Origin of the sequence: Pseudomonas sp. EA_65y_Pfl1_P113, from assembly GCF_963970525.1 — a bacterium.
Classification (GTDB): domain Bacteria; phylum Pseudomonadota; class Gammaproteobacteria; order Pseudomonadales; family Pseudomonadaceae; genus Aquipseudomonas; species Aquipseudomonas tritici.
Map to the genome: position 1 here is coordinate 1 of NZ_CAXAQM010000200.1, position 653 is coordinate 653.

Genomic DNA, 653 nt, shown 5'->3' on the forward strand with positions numbered 1-653 from the left:
TGTTTTCGCGCTTTCGGCACGCCGCCAGCGCCTCGCGGCTGAAGCTGTGGGGGGAGAGGCGGTTAATGACAGTCGATGCGCTCAATTCAGGTTGCCGGTCAGCGCTTAGAGGAAGAATGCGAGGGCAAGGAGCATTCCTGCCGTCGCCAGGATGGCGATCGGCCAGTTGGGCTATGCCTGCCATCGTCGTCGCGTTCATACCCGACTGACGGCACACGCGTCCCCTGTCATCATGTTCGGTGGCGAACATTGGAATGTTATAGACTTCGACGACATAGGCTTTCACCGCTCGCTCGATCGCCGGCCAGCGCGCGAGCGAATGGCGGGGGTCGCGCATCTGCTCGTCGCTGACCGGCGCATCCGACAGGATTGCCATGCGCCAGAACACCAAGGCCCGTGGCACCCACAATTCGGTCGAGGGGAGGGGTGCCATCCAGCCATGCTCGTCGGGTTCGGTGAACCCGGCGCTGCCGTATAGCCACTCGCCGCGCTCGGCCGCCGGTGGCGCGTCCGCCACCGCCTCCGCGCGAAGCATCCGGTCGAGCAGCGCCAGCAGCGCGTCCCGGTCCAACTCGGGAGCCTCCACCCTCATTCCTCCGCCTTTACCTCGATCGTGCAACGCACCGCCTTCTTCGCCCTGGCGGCAGCGGTGC

The 653-nt window shown here is 65.7% G+C and carries 1 protein-coding gene; it reads right to left on the reverse strand.

What is annotated here, in order from left to right; translation table 11 throughout:
- Positions 1-571: hypothetical protein (locus tag AACY52_RS29120; protein WP_339561189.1), on the reverse strand; the 571-nt coding region annotated here is incomplete at its 3' end.
- Between the last annotated feature and the right edge of the window lie 82 nt (positions 572-653).